The following is a 15,411-nucleotide window of genomic DNA, read 5'->3' on the forward strand; positions in this document are numbered from 1 at the left end:
TGCGGGGTTTTCTCCAATATTGACTGTCAAACGCAGTCTAAAAATAGGCGCGTGGCCGCCGGCCAGGTATCTGCGATGCAGTGGCGGAGTGAGCCCGCCACCGGGGGTAATGATGCCTGTCGGCCGGTCAGTTGCCGGATAATTGTTTTGCCGGCTATCCATTCAGTATAGATGTCCGGCAAAACAGACTCGTACAGAGTCAGGGGAGAGCGGTGGGAGAAAAGGGCCGGCAGAACCGGCCCTGACGTTGCTACCGGGCGGTTTCCCGCCCGGCTGGCGCATTACATCGTTTGAGTGAAGGTACGAGTAATGACGTCCTGCTGTTGCTCTTTGGTCAGCGAGTTGAAGCGCACGGCGTAACCGGAGACGCGGATGGTCAGCTGAGGGTATTTCTCAGGGTTTTCCATCGCGTCCAGCAGCATTTCGCGGTTCATTACGTTGACGTTCAGGTGCTGGCCGCCTTCGATGGAGGCTTCATGGTGGAAGTAACCATCCATCAGGCCCGCCAGGTTGGCTTTACGCACGTCGTCGTCTTTACCCAGCGCGTTAGGCACGATGGAGAAGGTGTAGGAGATCCCGTCTTTCGCGTAGGCAAACGGCAGTTTGGCTACCGAGGTCAGGGAGGCGACTGCGCCTTTCTGGTCGCGGCCGTGCATCGGGTTGGCACCTGGGCCGAACGGTGCGCCGGCGCGGCGGCCATCCGGGGTGTTACCGGTTTTCTTACCGTACACCACGTTGGAGGTGATGGTCAGTACGGACTGGGTCGGTACCGCGTTGCGGTAGGTGCGCAGTTTCTGAATTTTCTTCATGAAACGTTCCACCAGGTCGCAGGCGATGTCATCGACGCGGGCGTCGTTGTTACCGAACTGTGGATACTCGCCTTCCACTTTGAAGTCGATAGCCAGGCCGTCTTCGTCGCGAATGGTGGTGACTTTCGCGTACTTGATGGCGGACAGGGAGTCGGCTGCAACGGACAGACCGGCAATGCCGCAAGCCATCGTGCGATAAACGTCACGGTCATGCAGCGCCATCAGCGCAGCTTCGTAGCTGTACTTGTCGTGCATGTAGTGAATGATGTTCAGCGCGGTCACGTACTGCTTGGCCAGCCAATCCATAAAGTGGTCCATGCGGGCCATGACTTTGTCATAGTCCAGCACTTCGTCCATCATCGGCGCTTCTTTCGGGCCGACCTGCATTTTCAGTTTCTCGTCAACGCCGCCGTTGATGGCGTAAAGCATGGTTTTCGCCAGGTTGGCGCGGGCGCCGAAGAACTGCATTTGCTTACCGACGATCATCGGGCTGACGCAACAGGCGATGGCGTAGTCATCGTTGTTGAAGTCAGGACGCATCAGGTCGTCGTTTTCGTACTGTACGGAAGAGGTGTCGATGGACACTTTCGCCGCGAATTTCTTGAAGTTCAGCGGCAGCTTCTCAGACCACAGGATGGTCATGTTCGGCTCCGGAGACGGCCCCATGGTGTACAGGGTGTTCAGGAAGCGGAAGCTGTTTTTGGTGACCAGGGTACGGCCGTCGACGCCCATACCGGCCAGGGATTCGGTCGCCCAGATTGGGTCGCCGGAGAACAGTTCATCGTACTCAGGGGTACGCAGGAAGCGCACCATACGCAGTTTCATCACCAGGTGGTCGATCAGTTCCTGCGCTTGCTCTTCGGTCAGTTTGCCCGCCTTGATGTCACGCTCGATGAACACGTCGAGGAAGGTGGACACGCGGCCGAAGGACATGGCGGCGCCGTTCTGGGATTTCACCGCGGCCAGGTAGGCGAAGTAGGTCCACTGCACCGCTTCTTGGGCGCTGGTGGCCGGGCCGGAGATGTCGTAACCGTATTTGGCGGCCATCTCTTTGATCTGAGCCAGCGCGCGATGCTGTTCAGCGATCTCTTCGCGCAGCTGGATGGTCATTTCCAGGTCTTCGCCGTTTTCCAGTTTTTCCTGCAGCGATTTGAACTGGTTCAGCTTGTCGGCCATCAGGAAGTCGATGCCGTACAGCGCCACGCGGCGGTAGTCGCCGATGATGCGGCCACGGCCGTAAGCGTCTGGCAGACCGGTCAGCACGCCGGATTTACGGCAGTTCAGGATGTCTTTGGTGTAAACGTCGAATACGCCCTGGTTGTGGGTTTTACGGTATTCGGTGAACACTTTTTTCAGCTGCGGATCCAGTTCGCGGCCGTACACTTTGCACGAACCTTCGACCATTTTGATGCCGCCGAACGGGATCAGCGCGCGTTTCAGAGGGGCGTCGGTCTGCAGACCCACGATGGTTTCCAGCTCTTTGGCGATGTAACCCGCGTCGTGAGAAACGATGGTTGAAGCAACGTTGGTGTCGAAATCAACCGGCGCATGAGTGCGGTTTTCCAGTTTGATCCCTTCCATAACCTTGTCCCACAAGGTGGTGGTGGCTTGAGTTGCGCCAGCCAGGAAGGATTCGTCACCTTCATAAGGCGTGTAGTTTTTCTGGATGAAGTCACGAACGTTGACTTCATTCTGCCAGTCACCCTTGCTGAAACCTTCCCAAGCGTTGGCTAATTTCTCGTTAAGTTCGGTCATTGTACACCTACCTTTGATTGTGGATTTCTAACTCTGCGCGCGGTAACTCACAGCTTAGTGCTGTTCGCGGCCCCCGCGCAGATAAATTACCCAGTAAGTCAACCCAACCAGCAGACCGCCGCCGATGATGTTACCAATGGTGACCGGAATCAGGTTGTCGATGATGAAGTTGCTTACTGTCAGATGAGCGAATTGCTCAGGTACCGCCCCTACGGCTTGCCAGAATTCCGGCGTGGCGAAGTGTTTGACCACGATGCCCATAGGGATCATAAACATGTTGGCGATGCTGTGTTCGAAGCCGCTGGCGACAAACATACCGACCGGCAGCACCATGGCGAGCATCTTGTCGGTCAGGGTACGGCCGGAGTAGCTCATCCAGACCGCCAGGCAGACCATCAGGTTAGCCAGAATGCCGAGGCAGACGGCTTCGATAAAGGTGTGATGCAGCTTGTGGTCCGCGGTTTGCAGAACATTCAGGCCCCACTGGCCGTTGGCGACCATATACTCGCCAGAGAACCAGATCAGCGCCACGAAGAACAGCGCGCCGACCAGGTTGCCGAGATAAACGTTCAGCCAGTTGGCGCCCAGTTGGCCCCAGCTGATGCGGCCGCTGGCCTTGGCGATGACGATAAGCACGGTAGAGGTGAACAGGTCGGCGCCCGACACCACCACCAGCATTAACCCGAGAGAGAAACAGATGCCGCCGACCAGTTTCGCCAGCCCGAAAGGCACGCCGGCAGTGCCGGTGGTCGCCGTGATGTAGAAAACGAAGGCAATGGAAATGAAGACACCGGCGGTGATCGCCAAATAAAACGTTTTCAGCGGATGTTTGGTGGCTTTATACACGCCGGCATCTTCAGCGATTTTCGCCGTTGCCGCAGGTAAAATCAGATCGAATGGGCTGTCAGTTTTCAAACTAACTCTCGCTCTTAAGGGTTAAAACAACGCAATGAGATACTAGCAAAGCAGTATAGGGGAAAATTTGATTTGGATCATAAGGCGGGGAAGTAGAGCGCCAAAATGGCATGCTTTCCGTGTGGTTTTTGTGTTTAATTTATTGAATTTAAACAAAAAACATTTTTTTAATGTTTGCAATTTTTTTTGAATTCACCCGGTGTGCCGAGGGTGTCAAAGTTAAATTTTTAGGCGTTTTGTCGCCGTTCGCCGCTGAAAGTTTAATTATCGGTTAATTATTATTTCACCGTCCGGCAACAATCGCCGGTTTATTTATTCTTATGCTCGTTTAACCGCCTATTTTCCTGCGGGAAAATAAAACAGAATGCGTTGAAATAAACCGCAAAATGAAAACGCCGCAGCGGAGTGCGGCGTTTGACCGGGGAGGGTACCCCAAAAGTGGCGGTACCCCCAATGGCGATTAGGCCTTGGCCCAGTGACGGCGCTTGGCCGCCTGCAGCTTCTCGTAGGCCGCCAGCAGCGCCTGATGGGCCGGCAACGCCTTCAGATCGGCATCGACGGCGAACAGCCCGTTGAAGCGCTCTTCACCGCTGATGGCGGCCGAGGCCGCGTCCACCGCTTCCTGGCCGTACATTTTCACGAACGCGGTATAGTATTGCGCCGCTTCGCGCTCAGGCTCCTGCGCCAGCAGCAACAGCGTTTGCAGGCAACGGTAGTAGTTGCTGCGCGCCGGGCTCAGCACCGAGGCGTTGAAGTCCTGCGTCCACTCGGTCCAAATCAGCGCCTGATCCAGATCGCCGCCCGCCAGCGCCAGCATCGACTTCAGCTCGCCCACGCGCAGGGTATACCAGGCGTTGTCTTTGCCGCTGGCAATGCCCAGCAGTTCGCGTACGCGGGTGAAATCGTCCAGCCCTTCGTCGTCCAACTGCTCGATCAGCGCCAGGTATTCTTCCGGCTCCCACTCGCTGCCCGGCAACGCCAGCAGCGTATCGCGCAGGTGCGCGCCCATGCTGTTGTTGGCCAGCAGCAGGTCTTCCGCCGGGTAGATATCGGACATGCCCGGCACGATGATGCGGCAAGCGTAGACGCCCAGGTGTTCGTAGTCGGCGATGTACACTTCCGCGTCTTCTTTGTCGAAGATGCTCATCAGGGTGGCGAACTCTTCCTGCGTGCTGCCGCTGAAGTTCCAGTCAACGAACGGATAGTCCGCGTCCTGCTTGAACAGATCCCACGAGATCAGGCCGCTGGAGTCGATGAAGTGCGTTTCCAGGTTGGTGTGTTCCGCCACTTCTTCGTCATCGAAGGTCGGCGCGGTGAACACGTCGAGATCTTTCAGGCTGCGGCCCTGCAGCAGTTCGGTCACCGTACGCTCCAGCGCCACGCCGAAGTCCGGGTGCGCGCCGAACGAGGCGAAGCAGGTGCCGTTGGCCGGGTTGAACAGCACCACGCAGATCACCGGATAGTTGCCGCCCAGCGAGGCGTCGTAGGAGAGGATCGGGAAACCTTCCTCTTCCAGCTTGGCGATGGCTTCCACCACGCCCGGGTAGCGGTTCAGCACCTCGTCCGGGATCGCCGGCAGGCTGATGGATTCGGCGATAATGCGGTTTTTCACATAGCGCTCGAACACTTCCGACAGGCCCTGCACGCGCGCTTCGTTGGCGGTGTTGCCGGCGGACATGCCGTTGGAAACATACAGGTTGCCGATGATGTTCATCGGAATGTATACCGTTTGCTGATCGGACTGACGGGTGAACGGCAGCGCGCAGATGCCGCGATCGGCATTGCCGGACTGCAGATCGACAAGATCGCTGGCGCTCAGCTCTTGTTGCGGATCGTAGAAGGCGTGCAGACGCTCGTCGAGGATGCCGGCCGGCAGCGCATCGTCCGCCGGGATCGGGAACCATTTCTCATTCGGGTAGTGCACGAAGTCGCCTTCGGCGATCTGCTTGCCCAGATAGAAATCGGCGAAGAAGTAGTTGGTGGACAGGCGCTCGAAATATTCACCCAGCGCAGAGGCCAACGCGGCTTTTTTGCTGGCGCCTTTGCCGTTGGTGAAGCACAGCGGGCAATCGCGATCGCGAATGTGCACCGACCATACGTGCGGCACCGGGTTCAGCCAGGAGGCTTCTTCGATGTTGAAACCGAGATCGCTCAGTTTCTGCTGGAAACGGGCGATGGAATCTTCCAGGGCGGCGTCTTTACCGGGGATAAAAGTTTGCGTCATTGTCTTCACTTTTTGCGCGTACTAAAAACGCGCAATGATACGGGGTTTTACGCTGGAGCTCCACGTATTCCTAAAGCGGCGGCAAAGTCACAGTTTTTTTAAGGATAAAGGCCATAATTCAGCGAGTTATCTGTCACGGAGAAATCTAATGAAATCAGTGAAACTCAGCGTGTTAACCCTTTTGTTGACCGGCGTCAGCGCCTCGGCGCTGGCGCTGCCCAACATCACCCTGCTGGCGACCGGCGGCACCATCGCCGGCGGCGGCGATTCGGCGACGAAATCCAACTATACCGCGGGCAAACTGGGCGTCGAGGCGCTGGTCGATGCGGTGCCGGCGCTGAAGAACATCGCCAACGTGCAGGGGGAGCAGGTGGTTAACATCGGCTCGCAGGACATGAACGATCAGGTCTGGCTGACGTTGGCGAAGAAAATTGACGCCGACTGCGGCAAAACCGACGGCTTCGTCATCACCCACGGCACCGATACGCTGGAAGAGACGGCCTATTTCCTCGATCTGACGGTGAAGTGCGACAAGCCGGTAGTGCTGGTCGGGGCGATGCGGCCGGCGACGGCGATGAGCGCCGACGGCCCGTTCAACCTGTATAACGCGGTGGTGACGGCGGCGGATCCGCAATCGGCCAACCGCGGGGTGCTGGTGGCGATGAATGACAGCGTGCTGGACGCACGAGATGTCACCAAAACCAGCACCACCGCCGTGCAGACCTTCCAGTCGCCGAACTTCGGCCCGCTCGGGTATATCCACAACGGCAAGATCGATTATCAGCGTTCGCCGCAGCGCAAGCACACCCGGGAGACGCCGTTCGACGTCAGCAAGCTGAACGAACTGCCGAAGGTCGGCATCGTCTACAACTACGCCAATGCCTCCGATGCGCCGGTCAAGGCGCTGATCGCCGAAGGGTACCAGGGCATCGTCAGCGCCGGGGTCGGCAACGGCAACCTGTATAAAACCGTGTTCGACACCCTGGCGACGGCGGCGCACAGCGGCGTGGCGGTGGTGCGTTCTTCGCGCGTGCCGACCGGCACCACCACCGAGGATGCGGAAGTGGACGACGCCAAGTACGGCTTCGTGGCCGCCGGCACGCTGAATCCGCAAAAGGCGCGCATTCTGCTGCAGCTGGCGTTGACGCAAACGAAAGATGCGAAGCAGATCCAGCAAATGTTCAATCAGTACTGATCGTTTTCTCTCCTGCGGGGGCCGTCCGGGCTCCCGCAGCCATCTCGGCTGAATACAGCATAAAACACCGCGTTAACCCGCTGAATTTCCCCATGTCGTAGGGTTTTATAGTCCAAAAAAACGCGACGACCGCAGAGCCTGTCATCACCCGGTGCGCCTGTTTGCCGCCGGCGGGCGAATAAGCGTTGCAGCCATGGGGCGTGAGTGATAAAACCGGAGGGTTGGTTAACGCGAGCGTTAACTTCGGGCGTCTTTTCGACAGGTCGCTTTTCTGCGGCGAACAGTGAATGTGGTGAGGGGAAATGACTCAGGTTTATAATTTTAGCTCTGGCCCGGCGATGCTGCCGGTGGAAGTGTTGCGTCGTGCGGAACAGGAACTGTGCAACTGGCACGGCCTGGGAACGTCAGTGATGGAGATCAGTCACCGCAGCAAAGAATTCATCGCCGTTGCCGAGCAGGCGGAACAGGATCTGCGCGATCTGCTGAAAGTCCCCTCCAACTATAAAGTGCTGTTTTGCCATGGTGGCGCGCGCGCGCAATTCGCCGCGCTGCCGCTGAACCTGCTGGGCGACAAGGCTACCGCCGACTATATCGACGGCGGCTATTGGGCGCACAGCGCCATCAAGGAAGCGGAAAAGTATTGCGCTCCGAACGTCATCGACGTGAAAACCCGCATCGACGGCCTGAGCGGCATCAAGCCGATGAAAGAGTGGCAGCTGAGCAACGACGCGGCTTACGTGCACTATTGCCCGAATGAGACCATCGACGGCGTGGCCATCGATGAAACGCCGGACTTCGGCGACAAAGTGGTGATCGGCGATTACTCCTCGACCATCCTGTCCCGCCCGCTCGACGTCAGCCGCTTCGGCGTGATTTACGCCGGCGCGCAGAAAAATATCGGCCCGGCCGGCCTGACGCTGGTGATCGTGCGTGACGATCTGTTGGGCAAGGCGCGTAAAGAAGTGCCGTCGATCCTCGATTACACCGTGTTGGCCGAGAACGATTCGATGTTCAACACCCCGCCGACCTTCGCCTGGTACCTGTCCGGGCTGGTGTTCAAATGGCTGAAAGAACAGGGCGGCCTGGTGGAGATGCAAAAACGCAATCAGGCCAAGGCCGAGTTGCTGTATGCGACCATCGATAAATCCGACTTCTACCGCAGCCAGGTTGCCATCGCCAACCGCTCGTGGATGAACGTGCCGTTCCAGCTGGCCGATGCAGCGCTGGATAAGGTGTTCCTCAGCGAAGCCGAGGCCATCGGCCTGCAGGCGCTGAAAGGCCACCGGGTAGTTGGCGGCATGCGCGCTTCTATTTACAATGCGATGCCGCTGGCCGGCGTACAGGCGCTGACCGACTTTATGACCGATTTCGAGCGTCGTCACGGTTGATCCCGTCAGCTCGCCGGGCGCGGGCTGACCAGGCTGTTGTCCTTTTGCATTAAAGCGGCTCCGGCATTATTCCGGAGCCGTTTCGTTTATCAGAATTGGAGAGTTTTGTTCACATGGTGGATTCCCTGACGTTACAACCGGTCGCCCTGGTCAATGGCACCGTCAACTTACCCGGCTCCAAGAGCGTTTCCAACCGTGCTCTGCTGCTGGCTGCGCTGGCGAAAGGCACGACCCGGCTGACCAACCTGCTGGACAGCGACGACGTGCGTCATATGCTGAATGCGCTGCAGGCGTTGGGCGTGAACTACCGGCTTTCCGCCGACCGCATCGTGTGTGAAGTCACCGGCGTGGCCGGGCCGCTGGTGGCCGACCAGCCGCTGGAACTGTTCCTCGGCAACGCCGGCACCGCGATGCGCCCACTGGCGGCGGCGCTGTGCCTCGGCGAAGGCGACGTGGTGCTGACCGGGGAACCCCGCATGAAAGAACGTCCGATCGGCCATTTGGTGGACGCGTTGCGCCAGGGTGGGGCGCAGATTGATTACCTCGAACAGACCGATTATCCGCCGATTCGCCTGCGCGGCGGCTTCCAGGGCGGCGACGTCACCGTTGACGGCAGCGTCTCCAGCCAGTTCCTGACCGCGTTGCTGATGACCGCGCCGCTGGCGCCGCAGGATACGCAGATCCACATCAAGGGCGAGTTGGTTTCCAAGCCGTACATCGACATCACGCTGCACCTGATGCGCACCTTCGGCGTATCGGTGAGCCACGACAATTACCGGGTGTTCCACATTCAGGGGCGCCAGACGTATATCGCGCCGGGCGACTATCTGGTTGAAGGCGACGCTTCTTCCGCGTCCTACTTCCTGGCGGCGGCGGCGATCAAAGGCGGCACCGTGCGCGTGACCGGCATCGGCCGCAAAAGCGTGCAGGGTGACACCAAATTCGCCGATGTGTTGGAGAAGATGGGGGCGCGCATCACCTGGGGCGACGATTTCATCGAGTGCAGCCGCGGTGAACTGCGCGGCATCGATATGGACATGAACCACATTCCGGATGCGGCGATGACCATCGCCACCGCAGCGCTGTTCGCCGAGGGGCCGACCACCATCCGCAATATCTACAACTGGCGGGTGAAGGAGACTGACCGTCTGGCGGCGATGGCCACCGAGCTGCGTAAAGTGGGGGCGGAAGTGGACGAGGGCGAAGACTACATTCACGTCATGCCGCCGGCCAAACTGCAGTTCGCCGAGATCGGCACCTACAACGATCACCGCATGGCGATGTGCTTCTCGCTGGTGGCGTTGTCGGATACCCCGGTGACGATCCTCGATCCGAAGTGCACCGCGAAAACCTTCCCGGACTATTTCGAACAGCTGGCGCGCATCAGCCAGCCGGCGTAACCGTCAGATCATTTCTTTTAAGGCCCCTTTGCGGGCCTTTATCGTTTTTAACCCCCGGCGACCGGCGTTTCTTCTATACTTTTTCGCGGTTGTGCGCTTATTTTCAACAACCGGACAGTTCCAGGGTAACAGATCGCCGTAGGGCAGCGTATAATACGCCACCGTATTTGCCCCTGATTGGGCAGGTGACAGAGCGCCCGGGCTTCGAGTCGAAGCGCGCCGTGTCTCTGTGAGGTTTTCTACCTGAAGGAGAGAGAAATGACGGCTACAGCCCCGGTGATAACCGTTGATGGACCAAGTGGCGCAGGCAAAGGCACGCTGTGTAAAGCGTTGGCCGAGTCCCTTGGTTGGCGTTTGCTGGATTCCGGCGCGATCTATCGCGTGCTGGCGCTGGCGGCGTTGCATCATCAGGTGGATATCACTTCTGAGGAAGCGCTGGTTCCGCTGGCCGCACATCTCGATGTTCGCTTCGTTGCCCAGGACGGCAAGCTGCAAGTGATTTTGGAAGGTGAGGACGTCAGCAATGAGATCCGCACCGAAACCGTCGGTAACACCGCGTCGCAAGCGGCGGCGTTTCCGCGCGTGCGCGAGGCGCTGCTGCGCCGCCAGCGCGCGTTTCGCGAGGCACCCGGCCTGATTGCCGATGGCCGCGACATGGGCACGGTGGTGTTCCCGGACGCGCCGGTCAAGATTTTCCTCGACGCCAGCTCGGAGGAGCGCGCGCACCGCCGCATGCTGCAGTTGCAGGAAAAGGGCTTTAATGTTAACTTTGAACGTCTTTTAGCCGAGATAAAGGAACGGGACGACCGTGACCGTAATCGGCCTATCGCGCCTCTGGTGCCCGCTTCTGACGCCCTCGTACTGGATTCTACCAGCATGTCGATCGAAGAAGTGATCCGGCAGGCGTTGACGTATGCACAGAAAGTGTTGGCGTTGCCGCAGCAATAAGCGCGGCGGCGCTATTGGCTTTTTGTCATATTTGTCATAGCGGTATCGCAATATATCGGGTAAAATTTTACCCCTGTAACCTTAAACCCTGTCGGCATGGAGCCAATGGCGGGGTATGTGAAACAACCCCATTCGGCGGGACGCTAAATGGACGTTAAACTAAAGAACCCTGAAGATTAACAACATGACTGAATCTTTCGCTCAACTCTTTGAAGAATCCTTAAAAGAAATCGAAACCCGCCCGGGTTCCATCGTTCGTGGCGTCGTTGTTGCTATCGACAAAGATATCGTACTGGTTGACGCCGGTCTGAAATCTGAGTCTGCCATCCCGGCTGAGCAATTCAAAAACGCCCAGGGCGAGCTGGAAATCCAGGTTGGTGACGAAGTTGACGTTGCTCTGGATGCTGTTGAAGACGGCTTCGGTGAAACCCTGCTGTCCCGTGAGAAAGCTAAGCGTCACGAAGCTTGGATCACGCTGGAAAAAGCCTACGAAGAAGCTGAGACTGTAACCGGTGTTATCAACGGCAAAGTGAAGGGTGGCTTCACCGTCGAGCTGAACGGCATCCGCGCGTTCCTGCCAGGTTCCCTGGTTGACGTGCGTCCGGTACGTGACACTCTGCACCTGGAAGGCAAAGAGCTTGAGTTCAAAGTCATCAAGCTGGATCAGAAGCGCAACAACGTTGTCGTTTCTCGCCGTGCGGTTATCGAATCCGAGAACAGCGCTGAGCGCGATCAACTGCTGGAAAACCTGCAGGAAGGCATGGAAGTTAAAGGTATCGTTAAGAACCTCACTGACTACGGTGCATTCGTTGATCTGGGCGGCGTAGACGGCCTGCTGCACATCACTGACATGGCTTGGAAACGCGTTAAGCATCCAAGCGAAATCGTCAACGTTGGCGATGAAATCACTGTTAAAGTGCTGAAGTTCGACCGCGAGCGTACTCGTGTATCCCTGGGCCTGAAACAGCTGGGCGAAGATCCATGGGTTGCTATCGCGAAACGTTACCCAGAAGGCACCAAGCTGACTGGCCGTGTAACCAACCTGACTGATTACGGCTGCTTCGTAGAAATCGAAGAAGGCGTTGAAGGTCTGGTACACGTTTCTGAAATGGATTGGACCAACAAAAACATCCATCCGTCCAAAGTTGTTAACGTGGGCGACGTAGTGGAAGTGATGGTTCTGGACATCGATGAAGAACGTCGTCGTATCTCCCTGGGCCTGAAGCAGTGCAAATCCAACCCATGGCAGCAGTTCGCAGAGACCCACAACAAGGGCGACCGCGTTGAAGGTAAAATCAAGTCTATCACTGACTTCGGTATCTTCATCGGCCTGGACGGCGGCATCGACGGCCTGGTTCACCTGTCTGACATCTCCTGGAACGTTGCAGGCGAAGAAGCAGTACGTGAATACAAGAAAGGCGACGAAATCGCTGCGGTTGTTCTGCAAGTTGACGCAGAGCGCGAGCGTATCTCCCTGGGCGTGAAGCAACTGGCTGAAGACCCGTTCAATAACTACCTGTCTATGAACAAGAAAGGTGCTATTGTTACTGGTAAAGTCACTGCAGTTGACGCCAAAGGTGCTACAGTTGAATTGGCAGGCGGCGTAGAAGGTTACCTGCGTGCATCTGAAGCCTCTCGCGACCGCATTGAAGATGCAACTCTGGTTCTGAACGTAGGTGACGAAGTTGAAGCTAAATTCACCGGCGTTGACCGTAAGAACCGCGTTGTAAGCCTGTCCGTACGTGCTAAGGACGAAGCTGACGAGAAAGACGCCATCGCAACTGTTAACAACAAACAGGAAGAAGGCAACTTCTCTAACGCAATGGCTGAAGCTTTCAAAGCGGCTAAAGGCGAGTAATGACGGGGGGCGGTCTCTGACCGCCCCGATACGGTAGTTTAGCTGCAAAGCTTGGAGGTACTATGACCAAGTCTGAACTTATTGAAAGACTTGCTGGCCAGCAATCTCATATTCCGGCGAAGGCCGTTGAGGATGCAGTGAAAGAGATGCTTGAGCACATGGCCGCTACGCTGGCCGAGGGCGAACGCATTGAGATCCGCGGATTCGGCAGTTTTTCTCTTCACTACCGTGCCCCGCGTGTAGGCCGCAATCCGAAAACCGGTGACAAAGTTGAGCTGGACGGCAAGTACGTTCCTCACTTCAAACCAGGCAAAGAGTTGCGTGACCGCGCCAATATCTATGGCTAGTCGCTGACTGCTCATAGCGTTGTTGCTTGAAAAGAATATAAAACGGTGCCTGTAAGGCGCCGTTTTTTTCGCCTGCAATTCTCCGCGATACGCTCGTGAGTTGCGTACTGCGCCGCATTGACGATGTGGCTCCTGCATAGATCTCTCTTATCCTGCCATGTTCAGCGCATCTTCGTTAAAGCCCGCTGGCGGCGACGTGTCGCCTGAATGATCCTGCTTGCTTGCCGTGACGCGTCTTTGCTCATGGCGGAGCCGATGGGAGAAAAGCGATCAAAATTTCGCTGGATCTGGCGATATTCGCCGTTATCTGCGGCATCCTGCCGCTGTTGGTTTTACCGCAATTGCCTGAGCAATGGCAGCTGTGGCCGCTCTTGCTTGTTGTCTGTTTACTGCTGCGCACGCGCAGGCCACTCTGCCGTTATTTGGCCTGCCTGGGGTTGGGGTTCGCGTGGGCGGTTTTCAACGCCGGAAGCCTGATCGGGCAAATGGAGCGTTTGAGCCGCGGGCCGGAAGTGACGGCGGTGGTGCAGGTAAGCAGCATCGCGTTGAATCCGGCCGCCAGCAAGCAGACGCTGATGCGTATCGAGCGGATCGATGGCCATTGGCTGGCGCCTGCATTGACGTTTACCACGCTATGGGCTCCGGAACAGCAGCGGCTGTGCGCCGGGCAGCGTTGGCAATTGAAACTGCGCTTGCGGCCGGTGCACGGCAAGCTCAATGAAGGGGGCTTCGACAGCCAACGTTGGGCGATCGCACAGCGCCAGCCGTTGACGGGCCTGGTCAGGCAGGCCCGTTTGTTGGATGGCGATTGTAGCCTGCGTCAGCGCATAATCAGCCATGCGGAAACCAACATCGGTGAGCTGCGTTACAAGGCGGTATTGCTGGCGCTGGCGTTTGGGGAGCGAACCGCGCTGGAACAGCCTTTACGCACGCTGATGCTGAAAACCGGCATTGCGCACTTAATGGCTATTTCAGGGCTTCATGTGGCGATGGTCGCCATTTTGTTCTGGGCTGCGCTGCGGGCGCTGCAGTTTTTTCTTCCCTCCCATCTGATTGGCTATCGTTTTCCCCTGGTCGCGGGCTGGGTGGCGACGCTGATCTATGTCTGGTTGGTGGGTGCCCAGCCGCCGGCGGTGCGTACCGTGTTGGCCATGACATTGTGGATGTTGCTGCGCCTGCGCGGCGTTCATTGTTCTTCCTGGCAGGTGTGGCTATGGTGTATCGGGCTGATTTTGCTGTGCGATCCGCTGGCGGTATTGTCAGACAGTTTCTGGCTATCGGTGCTGGCGGTAGGTTGCCTGATTTTTTGGTTTGAATGGGCGCCGCTCGGTGAGCGATTCCGGTCGGCCTGGTATTGGGCGCCGGTGCGCTGGCTGCATATTCAGCTCGGCATGACGCTGCTGCTGGTGCCGATGCAGGCCGCGCTGTTTCTGGGCCTGACGTTGACCTCGCTACCCGCCAATCTGTGGGCGGTACCTATTGTCTCATTGGTGACGGTGCCGCTGATTTTGCTGGCGGTGATATTTGGCTTCTTTCCCTCGTTAAGCTACGGGCTATGGTGGCTGGCGGACGTAACGCTGCACTGGGTGTTTGTGCCGCTGCATTACCTGCAACGCGGTTGGGTGGATCTGGGGGCCGCCTCGCTGCTGGCCAGCGCGGCGGGGTGGCTCATCGTCGTCTGTTGGCGCTTTCATTGGTGGTGGCGTTATGCACCGGGGCTGGCGACGATAGCGATATGCTGTGTGCTGTGGAGGGAAAAAGAGCCGGGATACCGCTGGCGAGTCGATATGCTCGATGTCGGGCACGGATTGGCGGTGGTCATTGAGCGAAACGGCAAGGGAATACTGTACGATACCGGCGATCGTTGGCCGGGCGGCAGCGCCGCCGAACGGCATATTTTGCCAATGTTGAACTGGCGGGGGATTGAATTGGAACAGATCATTATCAGCCATGATCATCTCGATCATACCGGTGGCCTGCCGACGGTGCGACGGGCGTTTCCAGGGGCTACGATACGCAGCCCGATGCGAGGGGAGGGGCACTTGCCCTGCGTCGCCGGTGAGCGCTGGCGCTGGCAGGGGTTGCAATTCGAAGTGCTGTGGCCGCCGAAAACGCGTAAAAGGCCGGTCAATGACGACTCCTGCGTGATCCGTATCGACGACGGGAAACACAGCCTGCTGCTTACCGGCGACGCGGAAAAAAAGGCGGAGGCGCAGCTGCTCCGATTGCGGCGCGATCGCTTGGCGGCGACGGTGTTGCAGGTGGGGCATCATGGCAGCCGAACCTCTTCCACGCCGCCGTTTCTGCGCGCGGTTAATCCTCAGGCGGCATTGGCGTCAGCATCTCGTTACAACAAATGGCGTTTGCCGGCGCGTAAAGTGGTCGCCAGATACCGGGCAAATGGCATTATATGGCGCGATACGACGCGCTCCGGCCAGTTATCGGTACTTTTTTTCGACAACGATTGGCAAATTAAAGGCTTTCGCGAACAATTAATGCCCCGTTGGTACCATCAGCGGTTTGGCGTAGAGGGTGATAATGAGTAAAATAGGCCGCTATTTCTTCCGATGCT

General features: G+C 57.8%; 10 protein-coding genes. 7 read left to right on the forward strand and 3 right to left on the reverse strand.

All coding sequences use genetic code 11. The features are described 5' to 3' along the window. Window positions 1–281 precede the first annotated feature (281 nt). From pflB to ycaO, 3 genes are all read right to left on the reverse strand, one after another. The gene (gene pflB, locus J9788_RS00365) at window positions 282–2,564 is read right to left on the reverse strand and encodes a formate C-acetyltransferase (protein WP_046897072.1); all 2,283 of its coding nucleotides are present in this window, start codon (window positions 2,562–2,564) and stop codon (window positions 282–284) included. 54 nt (window positions 2,565–2,618) lie between these two features. Next, complete coding sequence (gene focA / locus J9788_RS00370) at window positions 2,619–3,479, reverse strand: formate transporter FocA (protein ID WP_019454548.1); 861 nt, start codon at window positions 3,477–3,479, stop codon at window positions 2,619–2,621. A 460-nt stretch (window positions 3,480–3,939) separates the two neighbouring features. After that, window positions 3,940–5,703 carry a 30S ribosomal protein S12 methylthiotransferase accessory factor YcaO gene (gene ycaO / locus J9788_RS00375; protein ID WP_182264797.1) on the reverse strand — a complete coding sequence of 588 codons (1,764 nt, stop codon included), beginning with the start codon at window positions 5,701–5,703 and terminating at the stop codon, window positions 3,940–3,942. Between the two features lie 148 nt (window positions 5,704–5,851). Between ycaO and ansB the strand changes: the two genes are divergently transcribed. From ansB to J9788_RS00410, 7 genes are all read left to right on the forward strand, one after another. After that, a complete protein-coding gene (gene ansB, locus J9788_RS00380; protein WP_182264796.1) occupies window positions 5,852–6,898 on the forward strand; it encodes an L-asparaginase 2 in 1,047 nt (348 codons plus the stop codon). 302 nt (window positions 6,899–7,200) lie between these two features. Further along, window positions 7,201–8,286 carry a 3-phosphoserine/phosphohydroxythreonine transaminase gene (gene serC / locus J9788_RS00385; RefSeq protein WP_182264795.1) on the forward strand — a complete coding sequence of 362 codons (1,086 nt, stop codon included), beginning with the start codon at window positions 7,201–7,203 and terminating at the stop codon, window positions 8,284–8,286. Window positions 8,287–8,399: 113 nt separating this feature from the next. Further along, window positions 8,400–9,686 (forward strand): 3-phosphoshikimate 1-carboxyvinyltransferase, encoded by a 1,287-nt coding sequence (aroA, locus tag J9788_RS00390; protein ID WP_182264794.1) that lies wholly within the window; start codon window positions 8,400–8,402, stop codon window positions 9,684–9,686. Window positions 9,687–9,944: 258 nt separating this feature from the next. Then, window positions 9,945–10,634 carry a (d)CMP kinase gene (cmk, locus tag J9788_RS00395; RefSeq protein WP_004928270.1) on the forward strand — a complete coding sequence of 230 codons (690 nt, stop codon included), beginning with the start codon at window positions 9,945–9,947 and terminating at the stop codon, window positions 10,632–10,634. Window positions 10,635–10,818: 184 nt separating this feature from the next. Further along, window positions 10,819–12,492 (forward strand): 30S ribosomal protein S1, encoded by a 1,674-nt coding sequence (gene rpsA, locus J9788_RS00400; RefSeq protein WP_004928267.1) that lies wholly within the window; start codon window positions 10,819–10,821, stop codon window positions 12,490–12,492. 62 nt (window positions 12,493–12,554) lie between these two features. Then, entirely contained in the window at window positions 12,555–12,839 is a 285-nt protein-coding gene (gene ihfB, locus J9788_RS00405) for an integration host factor subunit beta (protein ID WP_004928264.1), read from the forward strand. A gap of 269 nt (window positions 12,840–13,108) precedes the next feature. Further along, window positions 13,109–15,385 (forward strand): ComEC family protein, encoded by a 2,277-nt coding sequence (locus tag J9788_RS00410; protein WP_370576318.1) that lies wholly within the window; start codon window positions 13,109–13,111, stop codon window positions 15,383–15,385. The last annotated feature ends 26 nt before the right edge of the window (window positions 15,386–15,411 follow it).

The sequence above is a fragment of the Serratia sp. X10 genome, assembly GCF_017811775.1.
In the GTDB taxonomy this organism is placed as follows: Bacteria; Pseudomonadota; Gammaproteobacteria; order Enterobacterales; family Enterobacteriaceae; genus Serratia; species Serratia ureilytica.

Coding starts and splice junctions, on each gene's coding strand:
- pflB (WP_046897072.1), bottom strand. CDS start 2,564: ATGACCGAACTTAACGAGAAATTAGCCAACGCTTGGGAAGGTTTCAGC.
- ycaO (WP_182264797.1), bottom strand. CDS start 5,703: ATGACGCAAACTTTTATCCCCGGTAAAGACGCCGCCCTGGAAGATTCC.
- ansB (WP_182264796.1), top strand. CDS start 5,852: ATGAAATCAGTGAAACTCAGCGTGTTAACCCTTTTGTTGACCGGCGTC.
- serC (WP_182264795.1), top strand. CDS start 7,201: ATGACTCAGGTTTATAATTTTAGCTCTGGCCCGGCGATGCTGCCGGTG.
- aroA (WP_182264794.1), top strand. CDS start 8,400: ATGGTGGATTCCCTGACGTTACAACCGGTCGCCCTGGTCAATGGCACC.
- cmk (WP_004928270.1), top strand. CDS start 9,945: ATGACGGCTACAGCCCCGGTGATAACCGTTGATGGACCAAGTGGCGCA.
- rpsA (WP_004928267.1), top strand. CDS start 10,819: ATGACTGAATCTTTCGCTCAACTCTTTGAAGAATCCTTAAAAGAAATC.
- ihfB (WP_004928264.1), top strand. CDS start 12,555: ATGACCAAGTCTGAACTTATTGAAAGACTTGCTGGCCAGCAATCTCAT.